Source organism: Niallia yueguangensis (genome assembly GCF_052663115.1).
In genome coordinates, this window is record NZ_JBQTCX010000085.1 from 1 (window position 1) to 305 (window position 305).

At 40.7% G+C, this 305-nt stretch carries 1 protein-coding gene; it reads right to left on the reverse strand.

Annotated elements, in window-relative coordinates; genetic code table 11:
* Positions 1-305, reverse strand: a 305-nt coding sequence (locus ACTYA4_RS22285; protein ID WP_445505886.1) for a transposase, incomplete at both ends; no start/stop codon positions are given.

The following is a 305-nucleotide window of genomic DNA, read 5'->3' on the forward strand; positions in this document are numbered from 1 at the left end:
ATTACTTTTAAAAGGCGAAAGTAATTTTCAGCACGGTTTTGTGTTGTCCCAATCAACACCATTTGATCCGATAAAACAGCTGTATTGTCCGGAAGTTTAAAGTTATAAACCTCCCGTATGACAGCGTTTTTCCGTAACCTTGTAAGAAAGAAGTAGCCATCATCAGTCATGCGATCAAAGCGCTCGTAATCTAGGTACCCACGGTCAAACACATACATGCATTCCTTGTCATCCACCATGATTTCAAGCTGACCATGGTCATGTTCTTTTGCATTTGTTATAACGGCCTTTTCGGGATAGGAAGT